Source organism: Streptomyces sp. NPDC018019, assembly GCF_044327805.1.
Lineage (GTDB): Bacteria > Actinomycetota > Actinomycetes > Streptomycetales > Streptomycetaceae > Streptomyces.
In genome coordinates this window covers 518384-542635 of sequence record NZ_JBIRGD010000001.1, presented here as the reverse complement: position 1 = coordinate 542635, position 24252 = coordinate 518384, and the positions used below count along the sequence as shown (strand labels likewise).

15 protein-coding genes, 1 tRNA gene and 1 pseudogene are annotated in these 24252 nt (G+C 72.8%); 10 read left to right on the top strand and 7 right to left on the bottom strand.

All coding sequences use genetic code 11. The annotated features are described in order from the left end of the window. Positions 1–73: 73 nt before the first annotated feature. On the bottom strand, positions 74–3613 hold the full coding sequence (gene mfd, locus ACH4FX_RS02510; protein WP_398474330.1) for a transcription-repair coupling factor: 3540 nt from the start codon (positions 3611–3613) through the stop codon (positions 74–76). Between the two features lie 539 nt (positions 3614–4152). Here mfd and ACH4FX_RS02505 point away from each other — a divergent pair. Next, positions 4153–5757 carry an MFS transporter gene (locus ACH4FX_RS02505; RefSeq protein WP_398474623.1) on the top strand — a complete coding sequence of 535 codons (1605 nt, stop codon included), beginning with the start codon at positions 4153–4155 and terminating at the stop codon, positions 5755–5757. A gap of 86 nt (positions 5758–5843) precedes the next feature. On the opposite strand, the gene ACH4FX_RS02500 is transcribed toward ACH4FX_RS02505, so the two are convergent. The 4 genes from ACH4FX_RS02500 to ACH4FX_RS02485 all read right to left on the bottom strand — a co-directional run bounded on the left by ACH4FX_RS02500 (position 5844) and on the right by ACH4FX_RS02485 (position 12251). Continuing rightward, positions 5844–6971, bottom strand: a complete 1128-nt coding sequence (locus ACH4FX_RS02500; protein WP_398474329.1) for a cellulose-binding protein — start codon at positions 6969–6971, stop codon at positions 5844–5846. Positions 6972–7079: 108 nt separating this feature from the next. Beyond that, complete coding sequence (locus ACH4FX_RS02495) at positions 7080–8129, bottom strand: LCP family protein (protein WP_398474328.1); 1050 nt, start codon at positions 8127–8129, stop codon at positions 7080–7082. A 147-nt stretch (positions 8130–8276) separates the two neighbouring features. Beyond that, complete coding sequence (locus ACH4FX_RS02490) at positions 8277–11237, bottom strand: SUKH-4 family immunity protein (RefSeq protein WP_398474327.1); 2961 nt, start codon at positions 11235–11237, stop codon at positions 8277–8279. A 6-nt stretch (positions 11238–11243) separates the two neighbouring features. Beyond that, complete coding sequence (locus tag ACH4FX_RS02485; protein WP_398474326.1) at positions 11244–12251, bottom strand: SMI1/KNR4 family protein; 1008 nt, start codon at positions 12249–12251, stop codon at positions 11244–11246. 319 nt (positions 12252–12570) lie between these two features. Between ACH4FX_RS02485 and ACH4FX_RS02480 the strand changes: the two genes are divergently transcribed. Together ACH4FX_RS02480 and ACH4FX_RS02475 are read left to right on the top strand one after the other, a co-directional pair. Further along, positions 12571–13083: a YwqJ-related putative deaminase gene (locus ACH4FX_RS02480; RefSeq protein ID WP_398474325.1), complete on the top strand. Its 513-nt coding sequence runs from the start codon at positions 12571–12573 to the stop codon at positions 13081–13083. Between the two features lie 8 nt (positions 13084–13091). After that, positions 13092–13655, top strand: a complete 564-nt coding sequence (locus ACH4FX_RS02475; RefSeq protein WP_398474324.1) for an SUKH-3 domain-containing protein — start codon at positions 13092–13094, stop codon at positions 13653–13655. A gap of 431 nt (positions 13656–14086) precedes the next feature. Here the strand turns inward: ACH4FX_RS02475 and ACH4FX_RS02470 are convergent, their stop codons facing one another. Next, positions 14087–15586, bottom strand: coding sequence for a sensor histidine kinase (locus ACH4FX_RS02470; RefSeq protein WP_398474323.1), 1500 nt, complete (start codon positions 15584–15586; stop codon positions 14087–14089). A gap of 156 nt (positions 15587–15742) precedes the next feature. Here ACH4FX_RS02470 and ACH4FX_RS02465 point away from each other — a divergent pair. The 7 genes and pseudogenes from ACH4FX_RS02465 to ACH4FX_RS02435 all read left to right on the top strand — a co-directional run bounded on the left by ACH4FX_RS02465 (position 15743) and on the right by ACH4FX_RS02435 (position 21062). After that, positions 15743–16592, top strand: a pseudogene (locus tag ACH4FX_RS02465) (hypothetical protein). A 29-nt stretch (positions 16593–16621) separates the two neighbouring features. After that, a tRNA-Gln gene (locus ACH4FX_RS02460) sits at positions 16622–16693 on the top strand. Between the two features lie 111 nt (positions 16694–16804). Beyond that, positions 16805–18262 (top strand): bifunctional UDP-N-acetylglucosamine diphosphorylase/glucosamine-1-phosphate N-acetyltransferase GlmU, encoded by a 1458-nt coding sequence (gene glmU / locus ACH4FX_RS02455; RefSeq protein WP_398474322.1) that lies wholly within the window; start codon positions 16805–16807, stop codon positions 18260–18262. A gap of 70 nt (positions 18263–18332) precedes the next feature. Next, a complete protein-coding gene (locus ACH4FX_RS02450) occupies positions 18333–19307 on the top strand; it encodes a ribose-phosphate diphosphokinase (RefSeq protein WP_030374403.1) in 975 nt (324 codons plus the stop codon). A gap of 220 nt (positions 19308–19527) precedes the next feature. Continuing rightward, on the top strand, positions 19528–20112 hold the full coding sequence (locus ACH4FX_RS02445; RefSeq protein ID WP_398474621.1) for a 50S ribosomal protein L25/general stress protein Ctc: 585 nt from the start codon (positions 19528–19530) through the stop codon (positions 20110–20112). Positions 20113–20226: 114 nt separating this feature from the next. Then, a complete protein-coding gene (gene pth / locus ACH4FX_RS02440; protein ID WP_398474321.1) occupies positions 20227–20820 on the top strand; it encodes an aminoacyl-tRNA hydrolase in 594 nt (197 codons plus the stop codon). Between the two features lie 74 nt (positions 20821–20894). Beyond that, on the top strand, positions 20895–21062 hold the full coding sequence (locus ACH4FX_RS02435; protein WP_398474320.1) for a hypothetical protein: 168 nt from the start codon (positions 20895–20897) through the stop codon (positions 21060–21062). Positions 21063–21151: 89 nt separating this feature from the next. Here the strand turns inward: ACH4FX_RS02435 and ppc are convergent, their stop codons facing one another. Further along, complete coding sequence (gene ppc, locus ACH4FX_RS02430) at positions 21152–23923, bottom strand: phosphoenolpyruvate carboxylase (protein ID WP_398474319.1); 2772 nt, start codon at positions 23921–23923, stop codon at positions 21152–21154. Between the last annotated feature and the right edge of the window lie 329 nt (positions 23924–24252).

Sequence of the window (24252 nt, the reverse complement as noted above, 5' to 3'; positions counted from 1 at the left end):
CACCGGTCACCGCCAAGCTGCCTGAATCGGGCCGGAAGACGCCACAAGCGCCGCCCCGATGACCGTAACGGCGCTACGACCCCAGAACCGACGTCAAGAACTCCCCCACCCACGCCAGCAGTTCCCGGCCGACCAGGGGCTTGCCGCCGATCTTGCCGGTGGTCGGGCGGGGGACCAGGGCCTGGCGGGTGGCGGGCTTGAGGACGGTGCGGGGGTACAGGCGCTTGAGGCGGAGTTCCTGGGATTCGCGGAGTTCCACCGGGCCGAAGCGGACGTTGGAGCCCTGGAGGGTGATGTCCGTGACGCCGCAGGAGCGGGCGAGCATGCGCAGGCCGGCGACCAGGAGGAGGTTCTCGACCGGTTCGGGGAGCTTGCCGTAGCGGTCGGTCAGTTCCTCGCGGACCGCCGCGATGTCCTCCTCCGAGGACGCGGCGGCGATGGCCCGGTACGCCTGGAGGCGCAGCCGCTCGCCGGGCGCGTAGTCGTGCGGGACGTGCGCGTCCACCGGCAGCTCGATCTTGACCTCCAGCGGCGGCTCCTCCTCCGCGCCGCCCTCCAGGGAGGCCCGGTAGTCGGCGACCGCCTCGCCCACCATGCGGACGTACAGGTCGAAGCCGACGCCCGCGATGTGGCCGGACTGTTCGCCGCCGAGCAGGTTGCCCGCGCCGCGGATCTCCAGGTCCTTCATCGCGACGTACATGCCGGCGCCCATCTCCGTGTGCTGCGCGATGGTCGCCAGGCGCTCGTGCGCGGTCTCCGTCAGGGGCTTCTCGGGCGGGTAGAGGAAGTACGCGTAACCGCGCTCGCGGCCACGGCCGACGCGGCCACGCAGCTGGTGCAGCTGGGAGAGGCCGAAGTTGTCGCCGCGCTCGACGATGAGGGTGTTGGCGTTGGAGATGTCGATGCCCGACTCGACGATGGTCGTGGAGACCAGGACGTCGAACTTCTTCTCCCAGAAGTCGACCACGACCTGTTCGAGCTGCGCCTCGCCCATCTGGCCGTGCGCGGTCCGGATGCGGGCCTCCGGCACGATCTCGCGGAGCCTGGCCGCGGCCCGGTCGATGGACTCGACCCGGTTGTGGATGTAGAAGACCTGGCCCTCGCGCAGCAGTTCACGCCGGATGGCGGCGCCGATCTGCTTTTCCTCGTACGGCCCGACGAACGTCAGGACCGGGTGCCGCTCCTCCGGCGGGGTGGTGATCGTCGACATCTCACGGATGCCGGTCACCGCCATTTCGAGCGTACGGGGAATGGGCGTGGCGGACATCGTCAGCACGTCCACGTTGGCGCGCAGCTTCTTCAGCTGCTCCTTGTGCTCGACGCCGAAGCGCTGCTCCTCGTCCACGATGACCAGGCCCAGGTCCTTGAACCTGGTCTCGGAGGAGAAGAGGCGGTGGGTGCCGATGACGAGGTCGACCGAGCCGTCCTTGAGGCCCTCCAGCACGGCCTTGGCCTCGGTGTCCGTCTGGAAGCGGCTGAGCGCCCGGACGACGACCGGGAACTGGCCGTACCGCTCGGTGAACGTACCGAAGTGCTGCTGCACCAGCAGCGTCGTCGGCACCAGCACCGCGACCTGCTTGCCGTCCTGGATGGCCTTGAACGCCGCCCGCACCGCGATCTCGGTCTTGCCGTAGCCGACGTCGCCGCAGATCAGCCGGTCCATCGGGACGGACTTGTGCATGTCCTCCTTGACCTCGGCGATCGTCGTGAGCTGGTCGGGCGTCTCCGCGTACGGGAACGCGTCCTCCAGCTCGCGCTGCCAGGGGGTGTCCGGGCCGAAGGCGTGGCCGGGCGCCGCCATCCGCGCCGAATACAGCTTGATCAGGTCGGCGGCGATCTCCTTGACGGCCTTCTTGGCGCGCGCCTTGGTCTTGGTCCAGTCGGCGCCGCCGAGGCGGTGCAGCGTCGGCGCCTCACCGCCCACGTACTTGGTGACCTGCTCCAGCTGGTCGGTGGGGATGTACAGCCGGTCACCGGGCTGGCCGCGCTTGGCGGGCGCGTACTCCACCAGCAGGTACTCGCGGGTGGCGCCCTGGACCGTGCGCTGCACCATCTCGATGTAGCGGCCGACGCCGTGCTGCTCGTGGACGATGAAGTCGCCCGCCTGGAGGGTGAGCGGGTCGATGGTCTTGCGGCGGCGGGCCGGCATCCGGCCCAGCTCCTTGCTGGCCGACTTCTGCCCCGTCAGGTCCGTCTCGGTCAGCACCGCCAGCTTCAGGGCCAGGTCGACGAAACCGGTGTCGACCGACCCGCACGAGACGTGGACGACCGACGGCGACAGCTCGCCCAGCTCCGGGTCCAGGCGGGCCGCGATGCCCTCCTCGCCCAGCACCTCGACCGTACGGGCCGCGGGGCCGTGCCCCTCGGTGATGAACACCGACCGCCAGCCGTCCGCGACCCACCGCTTGGTGTCGGCCAGCGCCCGCTGGGTGTCGCCACGGTACGTCTCGGGCGCGTGCATGCCCAGCTTGAGGGTGTCCCCGTCCAGTTCCTCACCGGCGGCGAACGGGCTCACCGTCCACCACATCATGCCCAGTTCGCGCGCGCGGTCCCGGACGTCGGCGATGCCCCAGAGGGAGGCCGCGCCCACGTCGATCGGCGCCTCTCCACCACCGGCACTGGCCGCCCACGACGCCTGGAGGAACTCCTGCGAGGTGGCCACCAGGTCGGCGGCGCGCGTGCGCACCCGCTCCGGGTCGCACACCACCGTCATGCTGCCCTCGGGCAGTACGTCCAGCAGCAGCTCCATCTCGTCGACCAGCACCGGGGCCAGCGACTCCATGCCCTCGACGGCGATCCCCTCGGCGATCTTGCCCAGCAGCTCGCCCAGCTCCGGATGGCGCTCCGCGAGGTCGGCGGCGCGCGCCCGTACTTCGGCGGTCAGCAGCAGCTCACGGCAGGGCGGTGCCCACAGGCCGTGCTCGGCCACCTCCAGGGACCGCTGGTCGGCGACCTTGAAGTAACGGATCTCCTCGACGTCGTCGCCCCAGAACTCGATCCGCAGGGGGTGTTCCTCGGTCGGCGGGAAGACGTCCAGGATGCCGCCGCGCACCGCGAACTCGCCGCGCTTCTCGACCAGTTCGACGCGGGCGTAGGCGGCTGCCGCCAGCCCGTCCACCACCTCTTCCAGGTCCGCCGTCTGCCCGGTCCGCAGACTCACGGGCTCCAGCTCGCCCAGGCCCTTGACCTGCGGCTGGAGCACGGAGCGGACGGGCGCAACGACGACCGATACGGGGCCGGCCGCCGGGTCGTCCTCACGGGGATGGGCGAGGCGCCGCAGCACCGCCAGGCGGCGGCCGACCGTGTCCGAGCGGGGCGAGAGCCGTTCGTGCGGCAGCGTCTCCCAGGACGGGTACTCCACGACCGCGTTCTCCTCGCCGGCCGGCATCAGCGAGCGCAGCGCGGCGGCCAGGTCCTCGGCCTCCCGGCCGGTGGCGGTCACGGCCAGGACCGTACGGCCGCTGCGGCGGGCGAGGGCGGCGACGGAGAAGGGACGGGCGGCCGGCGGGCCCACCAGGTCCACGTGGGGGCGGTTGCCGTCACCCGCGGCCCGCACGGCTTCGGCGAGCGCCGGGTCCTGGACAACGGCGTCGAGCAGACCAGTCAGGCTCATGAGATCTAAGGCTTTCCGTCCTGGTGGGGGCGAACAACGCGAGCAGCCCGGCACGTGTGACGGGCCGGGTTTCACCAAGAGTACGACTCCCCGCTGACACCCGCGTTCCACTCGCCCCGGCCGCCGCGCCCCGGACCGTCGTGAAGCGCCGTTCCGGTGGCCGCCCCCGCGTGGAAGGGTGTCCTCTACACGGAACAGCCGAGGGGGGCAGGCACGTGAGCCGCGACTGCACGGGACGGGACACGAGCGAGGGGCCGGGCCGGGAGCCGGCGGGCGGACGGGGCACGGGGGCGGAGGCGGCACCGGGGGCGGACGGGGGCCGGACGGCGGCGGTGGACCGAGCCCGGGCGGCGGCGGTGGACGGAACCCGGGCGGCGAACGGGGCTCAGGAAACGGCTGGGGGCCAGGAGGCGGCGGACGGCTCCCGGGCCGTGGCCGCGGACGGCTCCTGTGCCGTGGCCGCGGACGACGTGCCGATATCCGGGGCGGGCGGGGCGGTGTCCCCACCCCCCGGGCGCGGCCGGATCGTCGCCGCCCTGATGCTCTGTATGGCGCTGGCCGCCCTCGACTCCACCATCATCGCCACCGCCGTCCCGCAGATCGTCGGCGACCTCGGCGGCTTCGCCGTCTTCTCCTGGCTCTTCTCCGGCTATCTGCTCGCCGTCACCGTCACCCTGCCCGTCTACGGCAAGCTCTCCGACACCTTCGGCCGCAAGCCCATCCTGATCACCGGCGTGATCGTCTTCCTCGCCGGATCGCTGCTGTGCGCGGGCGCCTGGGACATGGGCTCCCTCATCGCCTTCCGCATCCTCCAGGGCCTCGGCGGCGGCGCCCTCCAGGGCACTGTGCAGACCGTCGCCGCCGACCTCTACCCGATGCGGGAGCGCCCCAGGATCCAGGCCAGGCTGTCCACCGTATGGGCGACCTCCTCGGTCGCCGGGCCCGCTCTCGGCGGCCTGCTCGCCGCGTACGCCGACTGGCGGTGGATCTTCCTGGTCAACCTGCCGGTGGGGGCCCTCGCCCTCTGGCTCGTCGTACGGCACTTCCGCGAATCGCTGCCCGCGCGCGAACGCGACCGGCGCCCCCGCGTCGACTGGCCCGGCGCCCTGGCCGTCTTCGCCTGCGGCGGCCTGCTCCTGACCGCGCTCGTCCAGGGCGGCGTCGCCTGGCCCTGGCTCTCCGCCCCGTCCCTGCTGCTGTTGGCCGGCAGCGTCCTGTGCGGCGCCGCCACCGTCGTCATCGAACGCCGCGCCACCGAACCGATCATCCCGGGCTGGGTCTGGCGCCGCCGTACGATCTCGGCCGTCAACCTCGCGCTCGGCGCCGTCGGCCTGCTCATGGTCGCGCCGACCGTCTTCCTGCCCACCTACGCCCAGGCCGTACTGGGCCTGGGCCCGACCGCGGCCGGCTTCGTGCTGTCCGCGATGACCCTGAGCTGGCCGGTCTCCTCCGCCCTGAGCAGCCACGTCTACAACCGCATCGGCATCCGCGCCTGCGCCATGACCGGCGTCGGCGCCGCCACGCTGGTGCTGCTCGCCTTCCCGCTGCTCCCCTACCCGGGCGCCGCCTGGCAGCCCGCACTGATCATGCTGGCGCTCGGCGCCGCCCTCGGGATCTTCCAGCTGCCGCTGATCATCGGCGTGCAGTCCTCGGTCGGCTTCGAGGAACGCGGCACCGCCACCGCCTCCATCCTCTTCTGCCGCCAGGTCGGCCAGTGCCTCGGCGCCGCCCTCTTCGGGGCGGTCGCCAACGCCACGCTCAACGGCCGCCTCGCCGACGCGCCCGCGGACATCCGGCCCGGCCTGCCCGGCGACCTGGACTCCGTCTCGCACGCCCTGGCCCGCGCGGGCGCCCTCACCGACCGCGCCGCGGACTATCTGCGGCGCGCGGTGGACGTCACCGTGGAGCACGTCTACATCGGTGCCGCGGTCGCCGCCGGCCTCGCCTTCCTGATCCTGCTGCTGCTCGCGCCGCGCCGCTTCCCGGTCCATGGGGAGACCGCGCCCGGTGCGGCCGTACGGAACACCCGCGGCACGAGCCGCACAGACGGGAGCACGAGCCGTACGGACGGGGAGGAACGCGGGGACGGAAAGAGGCGCAGGGACGGGAAGGGACGCCGCGGCGGGAAGAGCCGCAAGGGCTGACGGCCGCGCCGGTCAGGGCGGTCGCCGGGGAGAGGCCCGGCGCCCCTCGGCGCCCGCGCCTCTCCCCGCCCGCCCCAGGGCCCGTATCACTGCTGCTCGGGCGGGCGCGGCAGCTTCGTCTCCAGCGTGTCCTCGTTGTCGGGGTCCACCGGCGCCCGCGGGTCGGCCGGCGCCCCGGCCGCGGCCTCGTTCGGACCGGCCGCCGTCCCGCCGGCCTCATCGGCCCCGTCCGCCACCGTGTCCTCAGCCGCCCCACCGGACTTCTCCAGCAGCACCGTGCCGCCTTCCCCATCCGGCCCGGCCTCAGCGGCCACACCGTCCACCGGCTCGTCCTCGTCCGGGGCCTTGCCGGTCAGCGCCGCCAGCGTGTTGCGCACGTGCGTCATGTGCTCGCGCACCTTCTCGCGCCGGTCCGCGTGCTCGCGCAGTATCCGCTCGGTGGCCCGCTCGATCCGCTCGACCTCGACCCGGGCCTGCGCCAGCAGCTCGGCCGCGCGTGCCTCGGCGTCCTCGTCACGGTGGCGCGCCGCCTCCTCGGCCTCCGCGCGCAACCGCTCCGCCTCGGCGACCTTGGTCCGGCCCAGCTCCTCCAGCTCCGCGACCCGCTGTTCGAGGTCGGCCTCCTGGGCGGCGAGGTCGCGGCCGAGCGCGTCCCACTGCTCGGTCTGCTCCTCCTCCTGCTCCCGCAGCAGCTGCGTGGTGCGCCGCTCCATCTGGCGCAGCGCCTCCGCCGCCTCGGACCGCCACTGCTCGGCGTCCTGGGCCGCCGCGGTCTCGATGCCGTCCGCCTCGGACCACGCCGCCGCCACCCGGCGGCGCGCCCAGTCCTCGGTCTCGTCGCGCAGCTCCTGCGCCGCCCGGTCCGCGGCCTCCTGGATCTGCCGCCCGTACGCCTCGGCCTCCTCGCGCGCCCGCTCGGCCGCCTCCTCGGCGTCCTTGCGCAGCCGCGCCGCCTCGGACTCCGCCGTCGTCAGGATCAGCCGCGCCTGGTCGCCCAGCGACTCGTACGTCTGCGGCGGCAGCTGCCGTACGTACTCCCGCAGCTCCGCCAGCTCGGCCGTCATCTCGTTGGCGAGCACCGTCAGCCGCGCGGCGCGCTCCCAGCAGGAGTCGCGGTCGATCGAGAGCCCTTCCACCCGCCGGTCGACGTCCTCGGGACGGTAACCACGCCCTCGTACGATCTCGAACCCGTGAGGCGAAACCGATGCACTCATCCCTCAAGCCCCTCTCCGGCGTGCGGCGCGATTGTGCGCACATCTTTCTGGATCGATTCGAAGCGACCGTTACGCGACACTCCGCCCCTCTCAATGCTCCAGGATGCGTTATTTGTTGCCAGAAGTCGGAATCGGGACATCTTCGTGCAGCGCCCGGAAGAGCCGTCGCGCTCCCTGCTCGTCCCACTCCACCACATCTCCGACACCTCCCAGGTCCACCCCGGGACGTGCCACCGGAACGGTGGTAGCCGCGCCCGCCCCGTCCGCGATCTCCTTCATGGCCCAGCCCAGGCGCGCCAGGTCCGGCACGCCCGCCTCCCGGTCCACCGTCAGCGCCGACAGCGCCGAGTCCAGCGCCGGCACCAGGGCGAACGGGTTCAGCAGCACACCGGCCCCGAGCATCTTGTCCGCCAGCGCGCCGATCAGCTGCCGCTGCCGCCGGACCCGGCCCAGGTCACCCTCCGGATCCGCATAACGCGCCCGGACGTACGCCAGTGCCCGCACCCCGTCCATCTCCTGGCACCCGGCCCGGAAGTCCGCCCCCGACTTCTCGTCCTCCAGCGGCTTGTCCAGGCACATCCGTACGCCGCCGAGCGCGTCCACCACCCGGACGAAGCCCAGGAAGTCCACCTCGGCGTACCGCTCGATCCGCAGGCCGGTCGCCTGCTCGACGGTGCGCGTCAGCAGCTCGGGGCCGCCCTCCGCGAACGCCACGTTGACCTTGTTCCGGCCGTGCCCCGGCACCGCCACGTAGCTGTCCCGCGGCAGGCTCACCAGGTAGGGGCCGCTGTCCCCGCGGTGCAGCACCATGATCGTGTCGGTGTTCAGCCCCTCCTCGTTGCCCACGTGCAGCCGCTCGCGCTGCTCCGGCGTCAGGCTCTGCCGGCTGTCCGAACCGACCAGCAGCCAGTTCGTGCCCTTGCCGGGCGCGGGCCTGCCGGGGTAGTCGGCCAGCGCGTCGGTCCGGTGCACCTGGCCGCCCGCCCACACGTACAGCGTCACACCACCCGCCGCGGCCAGCACCACCAGAACCAGCAGCACCAGCGCGATCCGCTTGGGCCAGGACACCCGGCGCCGCCCGCGCCCACCCCGCCCGGCGCGGTAGAGCGTCGTCGTGCCCTGCGGCGACGGCGGCGGTGACCAGGACGGCTGACCCATATACGAAGGATCATGGCGGTCCGGCCGTCCCGCAGGTCGAGCGCCGCCGGGCGCGGCACACCGGGCGACCGGGGGCCGGGCAACCGGAGCTCCGGGCGACGGCGCACCCGGTGACCGGCGCGCCGCCCCGCCCGGCGCCCGCGCGCCCTACAGCAGCCCGTCCCACATCTGTTCGAGCAACACCGACCACCATGTCTCCGGCGACCCCAGCGCCGGCGCGTCCAGCGCCACCAGCTGCGCCTGGAAATCCACCGTCCAGCGCCCGGCCTGCTCCGGCGTCAGCCCGTACCGCAGCCGCCACATCCGGCCCAGCATCGCCATGCAGCGCACGAACTCCGGCAGCCCGCTGTTCACGAACTGCGGCACCGGCGGCTGCCCGCCAGGAGCACCCTCCAACGGCACCGCCACGATGTGCGCCGTCCCGTACTGCACACACAGCTGACGCCCGAAGTCGTTGCCCATGACCAGGTACGACCCCGCGTCCGCCGCCGGGCGCACCCCGCGCTCCGCCGCCAGCTCCGCCAGCGTCGGCACCGGACGGCCCGGCTGTGCCTGCGCCCAGAAGAACGGCCCGAAGTCCACCGGCAGCCCGGCCCACACGAGCGTCTGCGCCACCACGTCCGGCACCCCCTGCCGGGAGACCGCCCGCTGGTCGAAACGGAAGACGCCCTGCGGCCCGAAGGACTGCTCCAGCTCCTGCCCGAGGGCCTGTGGCGGCACCGGCGGGACCGGCGGCACCTGCGACGGGTGCGGCAACGGCACCCGCACCGGCGCCGGCCGCGCCGGACCGTCCGCCACCTGGTGCAACTCGCCCTGGTGCGCCAGCAGATGACGCATGCCCTGCTGCCGCGACGCGTGCTCCGTCCCGTACGGCGCGGTGTGGCTGATGCGCACCTGCGGCCACGTCTCCCGGACCATCCGCGCGCAGTAACCGCCGGGCAGGTCGCACGACTCCAGCTCGGTGTGCAGCTCCAGCACCTGCTGCGGCGGAATGTTCATCCCGCGCAGCTCGTGCAGCAGCTGCCACTCCGGATGCGGGGCACCCGGCGCGGAACGCCGCACGATCTTCTGCTCCGAACCGTCCGGCGCCCGGTAGCTCAGGACGGCCATGTAGCCGGGGCCCACGGTCGGCTGCCCGGACGGCGCCTGCGGATAGCCGTACGCGCCGGAGCCCGGCGGCACACCGGGCGACTGCTGTACGGCCGGGCCGGACGCGGGCGGACCCGGAACGGCGGGCGGCGGCATGCCGGGCCCCGGCACGGCCGGACCACCCGCACCGTCGGCGAGCATCGTCGCCGCCGCATGCACCCCGCCACCGGGCGGCGCGGACGGCGGCGGGGGCGGACCCCCCGCATCGCCCGAGGCGGACGGCTTGCCGGGCCCGCCGGACGCCTTCGGAGCACCCGGCGGACCGGGCGGCGCGGCGGGCGGCGCCGGGGGCGGCGGCACGCCGGGGCCACCCGGGCCGCCGGAACCGCCCGGACCGCCGGGTGCGCCCGTCTCCGGCCGGAGCGCGGCGTCACCGGCGAGCATCGTCGCCGCCGCGTGCACACCGCCGCCCGGGCCACCGGAGGGCGGCGCGGGCGGGCCCGGCTCCGCCTTCGGGGACGGCGCGCCGGTGCCGTCCACGGCACTCAGATCCACCTCGTCCGCGTCCAGCTGCGAGACGAGCTGCGTCGGGACGTACCCGCCCGCCGGCGCGGCGGCGGACGGCTGCGCGGCGTCATCCGCGGCACCGTCCCGCGCACCCGCCGACGCCACATCCGTACGGTCCCCGGCACGCGCACCCGGCACCCCCGGAGGCGACGGCGGACCACCGGCGTTCACCGGCAGCGCCGCGCCGTCCGCCAGCATCGTCGCCGCGGCGTGCACCCCACCGGCGGGCGGCGCGGACGGCGGCGGAGGCGGCACACCGGGCCCCTCGGCACCATCTGTCCCTTCGGCACCGCCTGTTCCGCCGGCGCCGCCCGGCGCGCCGGGTCCGCCACCGGAGCCCGCGTACGCGGGTGGCGGCGGCACATCGGCGATCGGCGGACCGGACGGCGGCGGCAGCTCGGCCAGCCCGGCCGCGTCGGCGGGCGGCCGGGCAGCGGACGGGCCGGGCGGCGCGGCGGACGGGCCGGGCGGCGCAGGGGGCGGCGACGACGGCATCGGCGGCGCCACCGGCCCACCGGTCCCCGGCTCCTCGACCGCCGGCGCCAGCATCGTCCGCGGCAACCGGCTGCCACCCGCGAGCAGTTCGGTCCTGGCCTCCGGCCGCGCGCCCGACGGCGGCGCGTCCTCGTCGTCGAACCCGGTCAGCGGCGGCGCGAAGACCGTCTCCGGCAGCCCCACCGAACGGTCGTCGGCATCCTCGTCGGCCCGGACGTCCGTACCCGCCCACGGGGTGGCCTCCGCCGGCTCCCGGCCCTGCACCGGCTGGCCGTCCGGTGCGGCCGACGGCCCACCCGGTGCGGCCGACTGCCCGTCCCGTACGGCGGACTGTCCCTCCTGTACGGCCGACTGCCCATCCCGTACGGAGGAAGCCTGGCCGCTCACGGACGGGCTCAGATCCGGTACGGACGAACCCTGCTCCGGTACAGACGGGCCCTGACCCGGTACGGAAGAACCCTGCTCCGGTACGGAAGAAGCCTCGTCCGATACGGAAACAGCCTCACCCGGAGCGGCGGACGCCCGGGCCGCCCCCGGAGCCGCCCCCACCGCACCCCCCGCCGTCTCCCCCGACCGCCGGTCCGCCAGCCCGATCTGGTCCGCCGCCTCCTGCAACCACTCCGGCGGCGTCAGCAGGAACGACGTCGCCTCCAGATCGATCCGCTGCGGCGGCGCCTCCACCGGCGCGGCATCCGCCACCGCGCCGTACTCCTCCTCGTACCGCCGGATCACCTCGCCCACCGGCAGCCCCGGCCACAGCGTCGTCTCCCCGCTGTCCCGCGCGATCACCAGCCGGGCCCGGCCTCCGTCGGTCGTGGGCCCGCCCTCCCGGTCCTCCGCCCAGACCACGAACCCCAGGTCGAACTCCCGCACCCGCACCTCACGCTGGAACGGACCCGGCACGTCCCCGTTGACCCAGCGCTCCGCACGCTCCTGCGCCTGCGCGAACGTCACCACCGCGCCTCACCCCTCCACCGGAACGGCACGCGCGAAGCCGCCGTCCACCATCAGACCCGCCACCGTCTCCAGCTCCGGCGGACTGCCCGCCAACTGCTGGAGGAAATCGTCGAAATCCGCCCCGCACGGCAACAGCAGCCGCGCCACCCGCTCCTGCACCGGCCAGCCGTCCCGGTCCCGGGCGTCGTCGTACGCGCAGAACCACACCGAACCCGGCGCGTCCCCCCGCACCTGCACCGCGATCACCCCGCCCTGCACGAACCCCACCCCCAGGTAGTCCTTGGTGAAGTGGTCGCGGAGACACTTGTTGACGTACACCAGATCATTCATCGCGGCCTCGTCCCGCACCGTGAAGAACGGCTGGTCCACCAGCAGCCCCAGATCCGCGTGCAGCCCCACGCCCACCGGCGCACAGCCGCCCGCCGCCTTCAGGAACGCCCGGTACGCACCCGGCAGCCGGTACCCGAGCGACTCCTCGGCCTGCCGCACCTGCTCCTCCGCCACCGACAGCTCCCGGTGCGGCAGCCCGAAGTGCACCGGCCGGGTGTCCGCCAACGGCCGCGTACCGCGCTTGCCGTGGTCCACCGCCGCCGTCGCCAGCCCGCCGTGGTGCCGCAGCAGCGCCTTCACCTCGACCGGCACCAGCTCCATCCGCCGCGTACCCGCCACGTGGTGCCACGTCCAGCCGTGCGGCGTCGCCACCGGCGGCACGTCCTCCCACAGCTCGTGCCCCTGCGCGTGCAGCGCCACGTTCGCCGACACGTAGTCCGTCAGCCGCAGCTCGTCCACGCCGAAACCCTCCGGCGGCTCCGCGATCTCCGCGGCCGCCCGCGCGTACGACGAGAAGTCCGGGAACCCGCGCCCGTCCACCGGCACCCCCCGGGGATACCGCGCGGCACGGACCGGATCCGGGAAGTGCACCACCTGCCCGGCATAAGCCGTGTTCGGTGGCGCGGCGTGGCCCGCGGCCTGAGGGCCGGGAGGTACCCCCAGCCCGTGCCGACCTGACGTCATGGCGGTGCTCCCTGGCTGATTCCGGCTACTGGGCACAGCCTATGCCGTGCCGCAACGGGCTCTCCCGCCCACGTCGGCCGCCCACCCGCCGCCACCACCCCAACCGCCCCCGCACCACGCCCACTTCACCGCACGCCCCCACCGCGCACCCGTCCGCCGCCCCGCACCGGACCGGTACCGGACCCGGACCCAACCGTGACATCACCGACAGCACACCCGACTTCCCCAGCACCCGGGGCATTTGGCAGGCTGACCCTCCCCCTACCCTTGCGGGGGACCTCCGGCGTCCCGGGGAATCGGGGAGGGAAAAGCACTGACCATGCGCACCACGGCACACCACCAGACCGCCGCCACGGGAGACCCCCGCGTCGGCTGGAGCGGCACCGCGGACGACGACCGCCCGCCCGCCCTCCGCCACCGCCGCGACGGCATCCTCCCCACCGTCGGCGCCGCCCTGTCCGTACGCGGACGCACCCTCACCTGCACCGCGAGCAAGGCCGAACAGCCCCCCGTGCTCCACCACCTCGTGCAGGACTTCCTCGACACGCTCGCCACCGCCCAGCGCGAACGCTTCACCGGACGCTGCCCCGAAGCGGTCCTGCTCAGCCGGCACCTGACCGCCGTCGAGGCCAACCGCGGCAAACGCGCCTCCCGCAAACCCCTCACCAACGGAGAAGCCCGCCGCTCCCTGAAACACTCCAAACTCACCGCCCGGCACATCCGCGAGGACGGCGACCCCCTGCACGGCAGCTACGCTCCCCCCTGTCGCTCCTGCGACGCCCTCCTCGCCTTCTTCGGCGTCATGCCCATCGGTACGCACGCAGGGAGCTGACCAGCACCATGCCCCCCACCGCACCGTCCGCGGACTCCGCAGCGACCGTCGCCCCGGTCTACGACTACGACCGCAGCGCGGCGACCCGCTTCCCCGTCGCCGTCGACGCGGCCCTCCAGGACGCCGGCTGGCGCCCCGGCCGCTGGGACATGCCGCAGGCCGAACGCTGGGCCGACGCCCTGCGCGCCCACACCTCCCCGGCCGGCCACCGGCACACCGTCTTCCCGGCCGCCGTCGAGGCGTGGGCCGAATTCGGCGGCCTGGACATCAACCCCACCGGGCCGGGCCGCCACATCGCCCCCACCCCTTTCACCCTCGACCCGCTGCACGGCCTCCACCTCGCCCGCACCCTCGGCGACCTCGGCCGCGCCCTGGAGACCCACGTCGCCCCGCTCGGCCAGGAAGCCGGTGGCCAGGCCGTCCTCGCCATCGACGCCGAAGGCCGCGTCTACAGCCTCGACCACACCGGCGACTGGTACCTCGGCCCCGACATCGACCAGGCCCTGAACACCCTCGTCCTCGGCACCCGCCCCACCCGGCTCAGCCCGGCGGCTCCGGAGCACCGGGGCTGAGGGAAGCGGGGCCGGGGGGCTGGAGCCCGGGGGGCTGGAGCCGGGGCCGGGGGGCCGGGGCCGGGGGTGACGCGGACGCCGTACGTACGGGAGCCGGGCCCGGCCATCCGCCTCCGGTCCGGGACGCCTGAGGCCCGACTGGGTCCGGGGGCCTCCGTCTCGGGCCGCCTGGGGGCCTACCTCACCCTCGGGCCGCCAGGGGCCGTCCTCCCCCTCGGGCCGCCTGGGTCCGGGGAGCCTCGGTTCCGGGCCGCCCGGGATTCGAGCCGCCGCACCGTCGGGCCGCCTCACCGTCGGGCCGCGCGGCATCGGGCCTGCGGGCCGATGGACCACCAGTCCACCGGGCCATCGGGTCACCGGTCCACCGGTCCACCGAGTCAATGGTCCACCGGCCCCCGCTCCAGCACCCCTTACCGCCACACCTCGGCCCTCTACCGCTCCGCCTCGGCCCCCTGCCACCCCGGCAGCACCGCCGACACCCGGAAACCACCCGACTCCGTCGGCCCCGACACGAACACCCCGCCCAGCCCGGTCACCCGCTCCCGCATACCGACCAGGCCGTTGCCACCGCTCGGCAGCCCGACATCCGTCGCACCACCCGCCGACGGACCGTTCTCCACCTGCACCGCGACCTCCCCCTCGCGGTGCGCAAGCCGCACCCGGGCCCGGGCGCCCGGCGCATGCTTGTGCACGTTCGTCAGCGCCTCCTGCACCACCCGGTACACCGTCTGCTCCACCCCCGACGGATAACCGCCCTCGCCGGCCGCACCGTCCACCGACAGCTCCACCGCCATACCGGCCGCCCGCGACTGCCCCACCAGATCGCCCAGCTCCGCCAGCGACGGGCCCTCGCCCTCCGGCTCCTTCGTCACCACCGCGGCACCACCCCGCGCCCGGTCACCGGACCCGGCACCGGCCTCGGCCGCCCGCACCGACGCCTCGGAACGCGCTCCAGCACCACTCGCCCCACCGGACCCACCAGGCCGCGACGCCTCCGCGGCCCGCGCGCCCGGCTCCGCCTTCACCTTGGCCTGGGACGCCACCGCCACCAGCCGCTCCGGCTCGTCCGACGGCACCGACGACCGCCCCGACGCGCCCTCCCCCGTCCGCAGCACACCCAGCATCTCCCGCAGCTCGGTCAGCGCCTGCCGGCCCATGTCCCCCACCAGACCCGCGTTCCGCGACGCCTTCTCCGGGTCCTTCAACGCCACCGCCTGCAACGCCGCCGCATGCACCACCATCAGGCTCACCCGGTGCGCCACCACGTCGTGCATCTCCCGCGCGATCCGGGTGCGCTCCTCGTTACGGGCCCACTCGGCCCGCTCCTCCGCCCGGTCGGCCAGCAGCGACAGTTCCCGCTCCAGCCCGTCCGCCCGCTCCCGCAGGCTCTCCACCAGGCGGCGCCGGGCACCGACGTACAGCCCCCACAGCACCGGCGGCGCCGTCACGACCAGCGCCACCGCCGCCGCCATCAGCACCAGGAACCACATCGGCGGGTTGAAATCCGGCTCGCCCGCCACGTCCTGCTTGATCGTGAACAAGCTGCTGACCAGCGTCCCGATCACCGACATCCCGGCCAGCAGCCCGATCACCCGGCGCGGCACGTCCGAGACCGCCAGCGAATACAGGCCCACCACGCTCAGCAGCGCGCCCATCTGCGTCGGCGTCACCGCGACCGACACCAGCACCACGGCGACCGGCCAGCGGCGCCGCAGCAGCAGTACGGGGCCCACGACCAGCCCGAGCAGCAGTCCCACCACGGACGGCAGCCCGGAGTCGCCGGCGAAGTCCAGTCCTTCGAGCACGGTCTCCAGCGTCGAGACGACGGCCAGCGACACGTCCAGCACCACGCTCCGCCGCCGTGGCCACCACCACGGCCCGGCGGGCGCGTCCCTCGCACCCGTTGCTTCGATTGCCCCCGTTGCGGTCATACCGACCAGCCTACGGGCGCCCGCAGGCGTTTTTCCGTCGAGCGCTCTGCATGCGAGTGCACCGTTACGGACCGGTACCGGATCGTATTCCCTCGAACTATTGAATCGCCCACATTTTCGACCCCTGTGTACACCGCCCGGCCCGAAGCTGAGCGCATGCACCACCACACACGAGCGGACTTCGAGTCCCTGCGCGACCAGGCCGTCACACTCCGGCGCGCGGGCCTGAGCCGCCGCCAGATCCGTGACCGCCTCCACATCCACAACAACGACATCCTCAACCGCCTCCTGGAAGGCGAACCCCCTCCCGACTGGACCCGCCGCCCGAACGACGAAGGACGACTTGCGGGCGAAGGCGCGGGAGCTGCGAGCACAAGGCATGACCTACGACGCGATCCAGGTCGAGCTGGGAGTGTCGAAGAGCTCGATCTCCCTGTGGGTCCGGGACATGCCCCGGCCACCCAGGCGCACCAGCGAGCAGGCGTCCGCCATCGCCAAACGCGGCTGGGAGGAGACGCTGCGCCGCCGTGGCGAGGAACGGCAGCAGGCGAAGCGCGAAGCGGCCGATGCGGTCGGCACCATGAGCGACCGGGAGCTGTTCCTCGTCGGGGTGGGGCTCTACTGGGCGGAGGGTGCGAAGAGCAAGCCTCACCATCCCCAAGAGCGCGTGACCTTCACCAATAGCGATCCGGGCATGATCCGGCTCTTCCTCGCATGGCTCTCCCTTCTCGACGTCGCGCCAGAGCGGTTGCAGTTCCGCGTGCATATCCACGAGTCCGCCGACGTGGGGGCCGCCGAGCAATTCTGGGCGGATCTGGTCGGCGTGGAGGCCGACACCTTCGCCAAAACAACGCTGAAGAAGCACAACCCGAAGACGGTCCGCAAGAACGTGGGCGAGACGTATCACGGCTGCCTCGTCGTCCGAGTCCGGCAAAGTGCGGACCTCTACCGTCGCATCGAAGGCTCTTGGTGCGGCATAGTGTTGGGTGCCGAGCGGGCAGCCTGAGGAAATGTCCGGTTTGACCGCTTATACACTCCCCTGTGGTGTAATGGGCAACACTGTCGGTTTTGGTCCGATCGTTCCGGGTTCGAGTCCTGGCAGGGGAGCAAAGCCAAGTTCGGGTCCCGACCGGAGGTCGGGACCCGCCCGCGTTTCGGCCGCAAACCGCACCGGTATCCTTCGGGTGTCCACCACCCGAAGAAGCCGAAGGGCATCCCGTGAGCGCCAACCGCCCGGCCGCCGTCGTCGTTCTCGCAGCGGGTGAGGGCACCCGCATGAAGTCGACGACCCCGAAGGTTCTGCACGCGATCTGCGGTCGCTCCCTCGTGGGGCACGTCGTCGCCGCCTCCCGCGAGCTGGCCCCCGAGCACCTCGTCGTGGTCGTCGGTCACGCCCGTGAGCAGGTCGGCGGGCACCTCGCCGAGATCGACCCGGATGTGCGCACCGCGGTCCAGCACGAGCAGAACGGCACCGGCCACGCCGTCCGCATGGGCCTGGAGGAGCTGAGCGGGAGCGGTGTCACCCTCGACGGCACCGTGATCGTCGTCTGTGGCGACACCCCGCTGCTGACCGGCGAGACCCTCAAGAAGCTGGGTGACACCCACGCCGCCGACGGCAACGCCGTCACCGTGCTGTCCGCCGAGGTCCCGGACGCGACCGGCTACGGCCGGATCGTCCGCGACGAGAACACCGGCGCGGTCACCGCGATCGTCGAGCACAAGGACGCCACGGACGCGCAGCGCGCGATCCGCGAGATCAACTCCGGCGTGTTCGCGTTCGACGCGCAGCTGCTGACCGACGCGCTGGGCAAGGTGCGTACGGACAACAGCCAGGGTGAGGAGTACCTCACCGATGTGCTGGGGATCCTGCGGGAGGCCGGGCACCGGGTGGGTGCCGCGGTGGCGGACGACCACCGGGAGATCCTGGGGATCAACAACCGGGTGCAGCTCGCCGAGGCCCGCCGGCTGCTGAACGAGCGGCTGCTGCACCGCGCGATGCTGAGCGGTGTGACGGTCGTGGACCCGGCGACGACGTGGGTGGACGTGACGGTGACGTTCGAGCCGGACGCCACGGTCCACCCGGGTACGCAGCTGCTGGGCGGTACGCACGTGGCGGCGCACGCCGAGGTGGGTCCGGACGCGCGGCTGAAGGACACGTCGGTCGGCGAGGGCGCGAAGGTGTCGTTCACGGTCGCGGACGGCGCGAAGGTCGGTCCGGGTGCGAGCGTGGGGCCGTACGCGTATCTGCGTCCGGGTACGGATCTGGGGCCGAAGTCGAAGGCCGGTGCGTACGTGGAGATGAAGAACGCGTCGGTGGGCGAGGGCACGAAGGTGCCGCACCTGTCGTATGTGGGGGACGCCACGATCGGTGAGTTCACCAACATCGGCGCGGCGAGCGTGTTCGTGAACTACGACGGCGAGGCGAAGCACCACACCACGATCGGGTCGCACTGCCGGACCGGCTCGGACAACATGTTTGTGGCTCCTGTCACGGTCGGGGACGGCGCGTACACCGCGGCCGGCTCGGTCATCACCAAGGATGTGCCCCCGGGTTCGCTGGCGGTCGCGCGCGGCCAGCAGCGGAATATCGAGGGTTGGGTCGCCCGCAAGCGTCCCGGAAGCGCCGCCGCGCAGGCTGCGTCTGCTGCTGGCCAGGAGTCCGACGGCGAGCAGTGATCGTGCTCGGGTGCGCCGTGCGGGGCGTACCGTGATAAGCGCACGCAAACAGGATTCGAGGAGATTTGCTGTGACCGGGATCAAGACGACCGGCGAGAAGAAGCTGATGCTCTTCTCCGGCCGCGCCCACCCAGAGCTGGCTGAGGAGGTCGCCCACCAGCTGGGTGTCGGGCTGGTCCCGACCAAGGCGTTCGACTTCGCCAACGGAGAGATCTACGTCCGTTACCAGGAGTCGGCGCGTGGTGCGGACTGCTTCTTGATGCAGAGCCACACGGCTCCCATCAACAAGTGGATCATGGAACAGCTGATCATGATCGATGCGCTGAAGCGGGCCTCGGCCCGCAGCATCACCGTGGTCATCCCGTCGTACGGGTACGCCCGTCAGGACAAGAAGCACCGCGGCCGGGAGCCGATCTCGGCCCGTCTGATCGCGGACCTGCTGAAGTGCGCGGGTGCGGACCGGATCGTCACGGTCGACCTGCACACGGACCAGATCCAGGGCTTCTTCGACGGCCCGGTGGACCACCTGTTCGCGCTGCCGGTGCTGGCGGACTACGTGGGCGCCAAGGTGGACCGCGAGAAGCTGACGGTGGTCTCGCCGGACGCGGGCCGGGTGCGGGTCGCGGACCGCTGGTGCGACCGGCTGGACGCGCCGCTGGCGATCGTGCACAAGCGCCGGGACAAGGACGTGGCGAACCAGGTCACCGTCCACGAGGTCGTCGGTGATGTGAAGGACCGGGTCTGCGTCCTGGTCGACGACATGATCGACACCGGTGGCACGATCTGTGCCGCGGCGGAGGCGCTGTTCGCCAACGGTGCCGCGGACGTCATCGTGACGGCCACGCACGGCATCCTGTCCGGTCCGGCGGCGGACCGGCTGAAGAACTCGAAGGTCAGCGAGTTCGTCTTCACCAACACCCTGCCCACGCCGTCCGAGCTGGAGCTGGACAAGATCACGGTGCTGTCGATGGCGCCGACGATCGCGCGGGCGATCCGTGAGGTGTTCGAGGACGGCTCGGTGACCAGCCTCTTCGAGGAGCAGTGAGCCGGATTCCGTAGCCCGGCCGGGCCGCGGAGATCGACTTTGGGGGCGGCCTCCCCGCCGGGTAGACTCATGGAGTTGCTCGGCGAGGGAGGCCGCACTTTTCTGTGGTGCGGCGGTCCGTTATCGACGCGCTCTTCGTAGCAGGTCTGTCGTGGGCCGGGTGACGCCCCACAGATCCGTCCGGTCGTCCGTCGACCGCGCCGACTACGAGGAGTGCCACATGGCCGAGGTCAAGCTCGAAGCCAAGATCCGTACCGACTTCGGTAAGGGTGCCGCCCGCCGTTCCCGCCGCGAGGACATGGTCCCCTGCGTGGTGTACGGCCACGGCGACGCGCCGAAGCACATCGCCATCTACAACCACGCGCTGATGATGGCCCTGAAGACCCCGAACGCGCTGATCCGTCTGGAGATGGACGGCGAGAGCATGCTGGTCATCCCCAAGGCCGTGCAGCGTGAGGCGATCCGCGGCTTCCTGGTCCACGTGGACTTCCTGGCCGTGCGCAAGGGCGAGAAGGTCACCGTCGAGATCCCGATCCACACCGAGGGCGACCTGGCGCCGGGTGCCAACCTGCTGGAGCACCTGCTGAACACCCTGCCGCTGGAGGCCGAGGCCACCCACATCCCGGAGTCGGTGACCGTCTCCGTGGCGGGCCTGGACGCCGGTGACTCGGTGCACGCCAAGGACATCACCCTGCCGGCCGGTTCGACGCTGGCGATCGACGAGGAGACCGTGGTGCTCCAGGTCGTCGCGGCGCAGGCCGAGGCGCCGGCGGCGGCCGAGGGCGACGAGTCCGCCGAGGGCTGATCGCTTCCGTAACACGGGTTACTGTCTCGACCGCCGCCCCGCACCGTGCGTGCGGGCGGCGGTCGAGTCGTTTCACGGGGCCGGCCGGTCCGGTGGCTGCAAGGAGACATGAGGATGACGACGGACGCTGAGGGTCCCTGGCTGGTCGCGGGGCTGGGCAACCCGGGCCCGGAGTACGCGGCCAACCGCCACAACGTGGGGTTCATGGTGGCGGATCTGCTCGCGGAGCGGATGCGGGGGCGGTTCAAGGCGCACAAGGCGCGGGCGCAGGTCGTGGAGGGGCGGATCGGTCCGCCGGGGCCGGGGAGCCGCCGGGTGGTGGTCGCCAAGCCGATGACGTACATGAATCTGTCGGGCGGCCCGGTGACGGCGCTGCGGGATTTCTACAAGGTGCCGGTCGGCAACATCATCGCGGTCCATGACGAGATGGACATCGATTACGGGGTGCTGCGGCTGAAGCTGGGTGGCGGGGACAACGGCCACAACGGGCTGAAGTCGATCACGAAGTCGCTGGGTCCGGATTATCACCGGGTGCGTTTCGGCATCGGCCGTCCGCCGGGCCGTATGCAGGTGGCGGATTTCGTGCTGAAGGACTTCTCGGGTGCGGAGCGCAAGGAGCTGGACTACTTCGTGGACCGGGCGGCGGACGCGGTGGAGGGGCTGATCGTGGACGGTCTGGAGCGGGCGCAGAGTACGTACAACTCGTGACGGGCGGCGACCCGGGGGCTGAGGGACCGGCTCCAGGTTGACCGCGGACAGTCATATGGCCAAGGATCGCCGCCATGCCCAAGAGCAGTCCGCGTACCACGTCGCGCAGCCGTACGGTCAAGAAGCGCAGCCGCACCCGCCGGCTGGGTGAGAGTGCTTACGGGCTGCTGCTCGTCGCCCGTATGGGGCTGATGGGGGCGCTGGGGGCGGTGTTGTTGGGGGCCACGTTCGCGGCGTTGTGAGGCCGTACGCGCAGGCGGTGGGGCCGTACGCGCACGCCTGGAGTTGTCGGACGGCCGGCCCGGGTCCCGCCCGGGCCGACCGCCGGGTCTCACCCCGTGTTGCGCAGGCCCGCCGCCACGCCGTTCACGGTGAGGAGCAGTGCCCTGGCCAGCACCGGGTCGGCCTCCTCGCCGCGTTCGGCCGCGGCGCGCTGCCGGTGGAGCAGTGACACCTGGAGGTAGGAGATCGGGTCCAGGTAGGCGTCCCGGATGCGGAAGGTCTGCTTGAGGACGGGGTTGGAGTCGAGCAGTTCGTCCTCGCCCGTGATGCGCAGGACTTCCTGGACGGTCAGTTCGTGCTCGGCCCTGATCGTGTCGAAGACGTGCTTCAGTTCGTCGGGGACGAGGGTGTCTACGTAGTGCTGGGCGATCCGCAGGTCGGTCTTGGCCAGCGTCATCTCGACGTTGGACAGGAAGTTGCGGAAGAAGTGCCAGTGCTCGTGCATCTCGTCGAGGACGACGTCGAGTCCGGCTTCGCGGGCGGCCTTCAGGCCCGTGCCGACGCCGTACCAGCCGGGGACGATCTGGCGGGACTGGGTCCAGCCGAAGACCCAGGGGATGGCCCGCAGGCCGTCGAGGCCGGCGCCGGAGTCGGGGCGGCGGGAGGGCCGGGAGCCGAGGTGGAGTTCGGCGAGCTGGTCGACCGGGGTGGACGCGAAGAAGTACGCGGGCAGATCGGGGTCCTCGACGAGCCGGCGGTAGGCGCCGTGGGCGGCGTCGGAGACGGTCTCCATGGCGGCGTCCCAGCGGGCGAGGGCCTCGTCGGACTGGCGGGGCGCGGTGTGCAGCGCGGAGGCCTGGAGGGTGGCGGCGACGGTCAGTTCCAGGTTCTCCCGGGCGAGGGAGGGGACCAGGTACTTGTCGGAGATGACCTCGCCCTGTTCGGTGACCTTGATCTCGCCTTCGAGGGTGCCGTAGGGCTGGGCGAGGATCGCGTCGTGGGAGGGGCCGCCGCCGCGGCCGACGGTGCCGCCGCGGCCGTGGAAGAGGCGCAGGCGTACGCCGTGCCGGTGGGCGACGTCGCGCAGCAGGCGCTGGGCGCGGTGGATCTCCCACTGGCTGGTGGTGATGCCGCCGAACTTGGAGGAGTCGGAGTAGCCGAGCATGACCTCCTGGACGTCGCCGCGCAGGGCGACCAGGCGCCGGTAGGAGGGGTCGGCGAGCATTTCGTCGAGGAGCTGGTCGGCGATCTTGAGCTCGTCGGTGGTCTCCAGCAGCGGCACGATGCCGATCTTGGCCCAGCCGGCGTGCAGGTCGATGAGGCCGGCCTCGCGGGCCAGGACGGTGGCGGCGAAGACGTCGTCGGAGCCCTGGCACATGGAGATGATGTAGGACTCGACGACCTCGGGGCCGAAGGTCTCCTTGGCCTTGAGGATGGTGCGGAAGACGCCCAGGGTCTTGGCGCCGGCCTCGTCCAGGGGGGCGGGGCTGGGGGCGAGGGGGCGGCGCGAGCGCAGTTCCTTGGCGAGGAGCTTGCGGCGGTAGTCGCGCGGCATGTCGGCGTAGCGCCAGGATTCCTCGCCGAGGCGGTCGAAGAGCTGGCCGAGGGCGTGGTGGTGGGCGTCGGCGTGTTCGCGGACGTCCATGGTGGCGAGCTGGAGGCCGAAGGCGGCGATGGTGCGGATCGTGCGCTCCAGGCGGCCGTCGGCGACGAGGCCGCCGCGGTGTTCGCGCAGCGAGGTCTGGATGAGGGTGAGGTCGTCGAGGAGGCCGGCGGTGCCGAGGTAGTCGCGACCGGGGACGTGGGGGGTGTCGTTGGCCAGGCGTTCGCGGGTGTTGACGAGCTTCTGGCGGATGCAGGTGGCCTTGAGGCGGTAGGGCTCCTCGGCGTTCAGGCGCTTGTAGCGGGGGCTGATCTCGGGGAGCGCGTCGAGGTCCTGCTGGAGGGAGGCGAGGAGTTCCTCGGTGGCGCCGCAGTTGCGGATGGAGTTGGACAGGGCGCCGCGCAGCTCGTCGATGTGTTCGAGGGCGTCGGTGATGCCGTGTTCGTGCTGGAGGATCAGCACGTCCCAGGTGACCTGGGGGGTGACGTTGGGGTTGCCGTCGCGGTCGCCGCCGATCCAGGTGCCGAAGGTCAGCGGGCGGGTGCCGGGGGGCAGCTCGGTGCCGGCGCGTTCGAGTTCGGCGGCGAGGTCCTCCAGGACGTCGCCGACGGCGCCGCGGCCGAGTTCGTCGAGGTAGTAGATGGCGTTGCGGGCCTCGTCGGTGGGCTCGGGGCGGGCGACGCGCAGTTCGTCGGTCTGCCAGATGAGGTCGATGTTCTCGGCGAGGCGGAGGTCGGCGCGGCGGCGTTCGGTGGCGTCCGTACGGTCGAGGAGTTCGGCGACCTTGCGGAGCTTGGTGAGGACGGAGCGGCGGGCGGCCTCGGTGGGGTGGGCGGTGAAGACGGGCCGTACGCCGAGGTTGGCGGCGGTGGCGCGCAGGTGCTCGGGGTCGGCGTCCTTGAGCATGTCGGCGGTGCGGGCGAGGATGCCGCCTTCGGCGGCGCGCCGGGCGCGCAGTTCGCGGCCGCGGTGGACCTGCTCGGTGACGTTGGCGAGGTGGAAGTAGGTGGAGAAGGCGCGGACCAGCTTGGCGGCGGTGGCCAGGTCGGTTTCGCCGAGGAGCCGGGCGGCGGCCTCGCCGTCGGAGCGGGTCAGGGCGCGCACCTGTTCGACGAGGTCCAGCAGTTCCCGGCCTTCCTGGCGGACGAGGGTCTCGCCGAGGAGGTCGCCGAGGCGGCGGATGTCGGCGCGCAGCCGGCCGTTGTCGCGGGCGGCGTCGGCGGCCGGGCCGCCGGTGCGCTCGTCGTTCGCGGCGGGGGTGATGTCGGCACTGCTCACAGGTGCGGCTCCTTGCAGTGATCTTCGTGATCTGAGCACGTCCGGGCTTGCAGGGGGTTCCCCTGGCGGCTGGCCGGGGGAGGTTCGCGGACCGCGCTGTCCGACGTTCCCCAGGATAGGTCTCCGCGCGGTCGGCGGATCACCCTGTCCGTTCTGTGGGACCTACCTGCCGCGGGCGGTGCTCACACCTGGTCGTTGACCGGATGTGACGGAACTTGCACCGCTCGGTCGGCTTGTTCTGCCGCAATTCGGTCACTCGTTACCGACCTGTCGGACCCTTGCCCGTGCCGTCGGCGCTGCCATACTTACGAGACCGTAGGTTACGGTCC